The organism is Bibersteinia trehalosi (genome assembly GCF_004346205.1).
GTDB classification, from domain to species: Bacteria; Pseudomonadota; Gammaproteobacteria; order Enterobacterales; family Pasteurellaceae; genus Bibersteinia; species Bibersteinia trehalosi.
The window spans coordinates 1-8370 of sequence record NZ_SMAM01000016.1 but is presented as its reverse complement, the minus strand read 5'-3'; the positions used below and the strand labels follow the sequence as shown (position 1 = coordinate 8370).

Sequence of the window (8370 nt, the reverse complement as noted above, 5' to 3'; positions counted from 1 at the left end):
ATGAACAAGCAATGTTTCCGCGTTATTTTCAGTAAAACACGCCAACGTTTAGTGGTGGTCTCTGAACTCGCAAAATCAGAAGGTAAATCTAGCGAGCCATCCTCTTTTCCTGTTTTGCCACTTTTTGCCAAAATTCGACCGCTTACCTTTAGCTTATTTTGTGCGCTAGGTTTTGTCACGTTTTCGGATGCGGCATTGGCCGAGACATTAATTATTCGAGCCGATAAATCCGCCCCGAAAAACCAGCAACCCATTATCCTTTCGACCGCCAACGGCATTCCGCAAATCAATATTCAAACCCCAAACGATAAAGGACTTTCCCATAATAAGTATTCGCAATTTGATGTCGCTGAAAAAGGGGCGATTTTAAATAATAGCCGAACAAATACCCAAACTCAGCTTGCGGGGCAGGTGGCGGGTAACCCTTATCTGGCACGCGGTGAGGCGAAGGTGATTTTAAACGAAGTCAATTCTAGCAAGCCTTCGGTCATGAAAGGCTATGTGGAAGTGGCGGGCAAAAAGGCGGAGGTGATTATTGCTAACCCAAGCGGTTTACATTGTGAAGGCTGTGGGATTATCAATTCAGACCGCACCACCTTGACTACGGGCAAACCGCAAATTAAACACGGTCATTTAGACAGTTTTGTGGTGGAAAAAGGTAAGGTGAAGGTTTCGGGCAAGGGGCTGGATAATAGTCGTGTGGATTATACGGAGATTATCAGCCGTCATGTGGAAGCCAATGCGGGCATTTGGTCGAAAAAAGAGACCAACATCATTACAGGCAAAAACACTGTCAAGCGGTCAGATTCCGACAAAAATTTGCAAATTATTCACACAAAGCAAGCGCTTTCAGGGGAGTCAAAACCGCAGGTGGCCATTGATGTGGGCGAACTGGGCGGAATGTACTCGGGCAAAATCCATTTGATTGGCACGGAACAGGGCGTGGGCGTGCGTAACGCAGGACATATTGGGGCAAGCGCTGAGACGCTCACCATCGACAGTCAAGGGCGGATTGTGAATCGCGGCACGCTCAATGCGCAAAAGCCCGTGCAACTGACGGCGCAAAACGGCATTGATAACCAAGGTAAAATTGAAAATAAACAGGGCGATATTCAGCTTAACTCGAAAGCCGATATTCAAAATAGCGGTTCAATTGTGGCAAGAGGCGGCAATATTCAAAAAACTGCCAAAATGCAAATTCAGCAAAGCGGCGAAACGGTAGCGAAGGGGAATATCAGCTACAAAGCAGCAACTATTCACGCCACGAAAGATTCCTTGATTGCCGCAGGTGTTGAGGTAAAAGATACGGAGCGAGGCGAAACCCGTCAGCTAGAAGAGAAATCTGCAAACGGAAAAACCGTTCAATTTAACAGCTCAGGCAAAACCACCACTCAGGGGAAAAATGTTGCCTCTGGCAACATCAGGATCTCTGCTTCAGAAATTGATGCTAACAACAGCCAAAATAACGCTCATTCGATTGAATACAGCGCAAAATCGGGGGATATTCAGGCGAATAACGCCCGTTTAACGGCAGAGCAAATTCATTTAACTACGCCAAACGTACTTTCTACGCAAGGCAGTTTTTTAACCGCAAAAGCAATAAATACCTCACAAACAGTCTTAAATGCACAAAATGCCGTCTGGAAACAAACGGGTGAGCAAGATTTGCAGTTAAACGGAGAGAGAATAAATACACAAAATGGCGAATTTAGCACACAGGGTGATTTTTTCGTAAATGCTCGGCAATTAGACAATAAACAAGGCACGCTAAGCAGTGGAAAATCACTTTATTTGAATTTAAACGGCAATTTAAATTCGGCTGATGGAACATTATTTGCAGGTGAAAATCTCACACTTAATAGCCAACACTTAAATAATGACAATGGTTTAATTTATGCGAAACAAAAAGCCGGAATTACGGTTAAAAATGGCTTGGTAAGTAATAAAAATACTAACGCAGAAGATAAAGGTATTATTGCCGGTGAGGAAGTGTTATTAGAAAGCCAAACGCTGGACAATACAAACGGACAAATCATCAGTAAAAATAGTCGTTTAACCGCTTCTCAAATCAATAATGAAGAAGGAGCTATTCGTGCTGAACAGAAGACAGAGATTAACGCCGACACATTGTTAAACAATAAAGGCATTATTTCTTCGGCTCAAAAAGCGAATTTAACGGTGAGTGAAATTAGTCAGCAAAATGGGACTATTGAGGCTCAAGTATTACAGTTAAATTCAAATCGTCTTGCTTCAACAGAAAATAGTCTTATTTTTGCAGAACAGCTTAATATTACGACTAAAGGCGAACTGAATAATCAAGACAGCCGTATTGTTGCGAAAAAAGGGGCTTATTTAACGACAAACGGAAATGTCAATAATACCAATGGCACTATAGGTAGCCAAACGGCGGATTTATATTTAAATGCTAATCAGCAGCAATTAAATAATACAGAAGGTAAAATTGTTGCCGCTCAACAATTGAATGTAAAAAGTGGCTCATTATCTAATGAGCAGGGTCTTATCACAGCAAATAATATTAGCCTAGATACGGGTAACGGAACATTAAATAATCAAAATACGCTGACGAGCAAAAAAGATAAAGGTATTATCGCTCAGCAACATTTAGCTTTAAATACAAAAGTGCTAGATAACCAGAGGGGTAATATTATCAGCTTTAATAATGCTCAACTCAATACAGCCGAAATAACCAATGATAGCGGGCAAATTCGTATCAGCGGTGATTTTGATATTCAAGCGAAAAATTTATCACAACAAAATGGATTGATTACCGCAGGTAAAATAACGCTTGCTTTATCAGAGCTTAATTCAAGCCAACATAGTGAAATTAGTGCGAATGAAATTACCCTCAATGCCGATAAAGTTATTAATCAAAATAGTCGTTTACAAGCAGAGAAATCATTCACACTAGAAGCTAAACAAGGCATGATTAACCACAATGGTATTATTGCCAGCAAAACAGATTCGCTTTCCATTAACACTCACCAATCCACGCTGGATAATGCTAACGGCACATTATTTGCACAGCACGCATTAACGATTCAAAGCGGTGAGCTGGATAACCGTGCAGGCTTAATTTCTGCCAAACAGACGGAAATTAATACGCAGCAACACCAAATTGATAACCGTAATACGCAGGCTGAAAATAAAGGCATTATTGGCGTAGATAAACTCTCTCTAAATAACCTTTCATCATTGAATAATGAACAAGGGTTTATCCATTCAAATCAACAATTAGCGGCTTCTGTGACTTCAAATATTAATAACCGACAAGGGATTTTAAATAGTTCGGAGAATTTAACGCTTAATGCTGCACAAATTAACAATCAAGCCGGCACAATCAGTGCCAAAACGGCAGAAGTGAATGCAAAAGTGATTGATAATAATGCAGTCAGTGAGGTTGGGTCGTTGATTTTAGGGACAACTCAGCTGGTGTTAAATGCAGAGCAACTAGATAACCAAAACACGAAAAGAAAAACCGCAGATAACGCCCCAACACAAGGTATTCAAGCAGGGGAATTAACGCTCAATGCCAACAGACTGTCTAATCAGCAAGGTGGGATTTATATTGCCGATCTAGCAACAATGACCGTCAATCAAACCTTGAATAATCAACAAGGTGAGATGCTTTCAGATAACGGGCTGATTATCAAAGATAACGGTAATTTAAGCCTTAACAACCAAGATGGCTTAATTCAAGCAAAAAATCAAGTTCACTTAACGGCAAAAACGTTGGAGCAGGAAGGTACAATTAAAACGCAAGGGGATTTAACCGTTCGTTTAAAAGATAGCTTTACCTTAAATAATGCCTTTGAGGTTGGGAATGATCTCGATTTTAGTACGCAAGGCGATTTTACCAATAATGTTGCTTTATTGATTGGTAATCGTGCAACTCTTTCTGCCAATCAAATTATCAATACCGCAAGCGGTGAAATTTCCTCAAAAAACAGCAAATTAACCGCCAATGAAATAACCAATAGAGGTTTAATTGACGGTGAGCAAACCCTACTGAATGCCACCAAAATCACCAATATTGGCACGGGTCGGATTTATGGCGATCATCTTTCATTCAAAGCAAAAAATATCAACAATCTTGCCGAAACGATTGATGGAGAAACAAGTTCTGCCACGATAGCTGCTAGAGAGCGTTTAGATTTTGGCGTGGGCACGCTAACGAATCGCGATCATTCCTTAATTCTCAGTTTAGGTGAAATGGCTGTTGGAGGTGACTTAGATAATGAAGGTTACGCCACTGGCAAGGCTGATTTTATTGATAATGGTAGTGCAACCATTGAAGTTTTAGGCGAGGGGGATATCAATACGGCTCGATTATTGAATCATGATATTCATCTCAAATTAGGCATTGAAAAAAACACAGAAAATATCGAAGAAGCCGCTTTAGAATCTAAACCGACAGAGCGTTATCGCATCGGTACAGAAGCGTATTATAACTGGTCAGGAAGAAACGCATGGATTGCCTTTTATGATAAAAGTAGGCCAACGCTTTATGAAAAACAGTTATATATTTGGAAATATAAAAGGGATACTTATACTCCTTATATTGAGAAACAAGATAGTGCAAAAATCAGTATAGGTGGAAATTTACATCTCAACGGGGATGATCTACATAATAAATATAGCCAATTATTCGTCGGGGGCAAATTATTCTTAGGCGACCAAATGGTTGATAAGCATTTTGATAATACCTCTTTAGTCTCTGGTACGACAACGCTAAGAAATGAAGATTTAGCTAAAATCATCCAAATTGATGAATATGATGGTGAAGCCCAATTTTTGGAACATTATCGAAAGCACGGGAGAAATGGACATAGACATGTCAAAATCGGCGATATGGATCCGAGAAGTTACTATATTACAGACACCTTTAATGTGGTTAAAAACATCATTGGTACTCCTATTTCATCGAATGCCACGGTGGATGAACAGGCCAAGGCGAAAAACGTGCTCTTAGATACCATCAGCATTACAGGGTCTGATACCAACCCAAACAGCGGTACGGTAAATATCAAACTTACGCCAACGATTAGCGAGCAAGATAAAAACAAAATCGTTGATTCAGGGCAGGTTATCGGCAAATTAGATACAACGGTTGAACATTTTGATGCCACAAAACTAGGCGAGTTAGAAATGCCAACCATCAAAACCCATTTAGCCGACATCAATTTACCGCAGGCGAGTTTATACAAAATCAACCCCGAGGCGACCAACGGCTACATCGTGGAAACCGACCCGAAATTTACCGACCGCAAACAATGGCTCAGTTCAGACTATATGTTTGAACAGCTTCGTTATAACCACGACAATGTGCATAAACGCTTGGGCGATGGTTTTTATGAACAGCGTTTGATTAACGAACAAATCAATCAACTCACCGGCAGACGTTTCATTGCAGGTTACACGAATGACTTAGAGCAATACCAAGCCTTGATGAACAGTGGGATAAAATATGCCAAACAGTTTAATCTTGCGGTTGGGGTGGGTTTAACGGCAAAACAGATGTCGGAACTGACTACCGATATGGTTTGGCTGGTCAATAAAGAAATTACCCTTGCTGACGGGCGAAAAGTAACTGCCCTTGTGCCACAGGTTTATTTAGTGGCAAGGAATAGTGATATTACCTCTCGAGGAGCGGTGATTTCGGCAAATCAAATCATCGGCAGTGCGGATAAGATAGAGAACAGCGGGGTGATAGCAGGGTTAGATTTAACCCGTTTACACAGCAACCAGCTAGAGAATCGAGGGGCAGTGTTAGGTAAAAACGTGGATTTATCGGCACAACAAACCTTAATTAACTTAGGTGGTACGATAGGAGCGGTGGATTTTCTTTCCCTTTATGGTGGTAAAGGGGTAGAGATTGCCAGCACCCTAAGCCATTCAGAAAATACAGAAAACACCTTTTTTCGCACGCAATTAGACCGGCTTGCGAGCGTGAAGGTCACTGGTGATAACGGCAGGTTAAACATTCAAAGCGAAAATGATGTGACGGTAAAAGCCGCTTCGCTGAATAGTGCCGGCTCAATAAATATTGGTGCCGAAAAATCCCTCAATATCACGACCCTAAAAACGCAAAACCGAGAGCATTACAACGGCAATGCGGATAACTACTACCGCTTAGACCAAACACAAGAGGTTGGCAATACGATTTCGGCAAAAGGCAATATCCGTGCAGTTAGTGGTGGCGATATGGTGGTTCGCCAGTCTGACATCAGCAGTGAATCGGGCAAAGTGTTGCTCGGCTCACGCCAAGGCGATGTGCGGATTGAGGCAGGCAGAGCGGAAGAGCGATTGGAAACCGCCAGAAAATCGACCAATCGAGGCATGTTCAGTAAAACCACCGACACCAGCCGCTATGCTCATCATATAGATAATGCTGTTGTTAGCCGTGTTGATGGTTTAGATGTAAATATTATTGCACAACAAGGTAATGTCTCGTTAATAGGTACACAAGCGACAGCTAAGCAAGACATTAATGTCACTGCTGGGAAATCGGTATTATTAGATGTAGCGGTGAATTATTCGGAAAGCGAATCTTTCCACGAAAGCAAAAAATCAGGCATTACAGCCAGTGTATCGAAAGGTATGGCATCAATAGGTTATGCTCGCAATAAGAGCCAAATAGATGATGACAACCGACATACCTCTGTGGTGACTTCGATATTAAATGCAGCAACAGGGGATTTAAACATTGTTGCCTTGGAGGGGGATGTGACTGCCAATGCCGCACAGTTGCAATCCGGTAACGATATGCATGTACAAGGCAAAAATGTTTATCTCAATGCCTTAACGGAAAATGAGAGCCGCCATGTTAGCCACTATGCGCGCAGTGCTGGCATTGGGGTAAATATGGCGTATAACCCAAAACAAGTGTTTAAAGATAACTTTGGTGAACAAGCGAATCAAGGTTCAGCGGTTGGGATTGTGGGTAAGATTTTTACCACGGCTGAAGCCGCGGCCAAAACCACAAACCAAGTGTTTACGCCGGGTGGTGTTTATGGGCATTCTCAGCGCAGTCGGCTGGAGAAAGAGGGCACACAAAGCAATGCGGTGGTGAGTACAGTCGATGCGGGCGGGAATTTAAGTATTATCGCCACTCAAGGCGATATTCAAAGCCAAGGTGCACAGTTTTCTGCCAAAGGTAATGGTGAATTTTGGGCGCAAGAAAACGTCAATTTAGACGTTGCGGTTTCAACAAGCGGTCAAAACTCGCAAGAAAAACGCAAAGGGGCGGCGTTCAATTTGGAGAAAGGCAGTGCAGGTGTATATGCTGAACGTGCACTGGGTGATGGAGAGATCCGAACCGAACAGGCTTCGGTGCTCTCTTTTGGCGAAAACCTCAGCCTTCACGCAGAGAAAGGAAATGTCACTCTAAAAGGCACACAAGCGGTTGCCGAAGGCAATGTTAGCCTAAGTGCCGGCAAAGATGTGCGGATAACCACAGCCACCACTCGTACAGCGACGGACGAAAACCGAAGCAGACATGGTATAGGTGAGGCGGTAATTTCAGAAACCGAACGCTTTAATGGCTACCATCGTCAGTTAAGCAGTGAAAACGGAGAGCAAGTGAGTCATCAACAGGCACTGATAGCCAGTTTAAACGACAGCGTCTCTATCAATGCGGGTAATCAAATGCATTCGACAAGCGGTCAGATTTTGGCAAAAAACCGCATAGATGTCAGTGCTGAAGAAGTGACCTTTGACACCGCGCACAATATTGGCAACAGCCAAAGCCATAGTAGTGATTTAAAGATAGGGCAGTTTGCTCGGGTGAGTTCACCAATCATTGATTTAATCCAAACCGTGGAACAGGCGGTGAATAACAAAGCAGCAAGCGACCGAGTGAAAGCAGCACAAACACTGGGTGCAGCAGCGAAAGCGTATAGCACAGCGGCTAACCTCGCCAACGGAGGTGCACTTTTCCGCGTGGAAACGGGCAGTGGTTTTTCGCACAGCCGAGAACGCAATGAAATAAGCAGCCGAGAAAGTGTCGGCAACCAATTGAATGCGCAACATATCAACATTACCAGCCGAAGTGGAGACATCACGGCAACGCACACCGCCTTTACCTCAAAAGACGTAGAAGGCAATCGTTTAAAAGACAGTTCTATCACATTCGACAGTGCGAAAGACCTCAATCTGAATGCAGGGCAAAGCGAATATCAAATGCAAGGCAAACAACAAAGCAGTGGGGTTGAAATAGGCACTGGTGTGGCAGTGGGGGCGCAGACGGGCTGGTATGTTTATGCACAGGCGGGCTTTAGCAATGGTAAACAGTCAGAACATCATTTAACGCATCAAAACAGCCAAATTGACACAGAAACCTTAACTATCAAC

At 42.7% G+C, this 8370-nt stretch carries 1 protein-coding gene; it reads left to right on the top strand.

The window, feature by feature from the left end:
* Positions 1-8370: two-partner secretion domain-containing protein (locus EDC51_RS10730; RefSeq protein WP_131928946.1), on the top strand; the 8370-nt coding region annotated here is incomplete at both ends.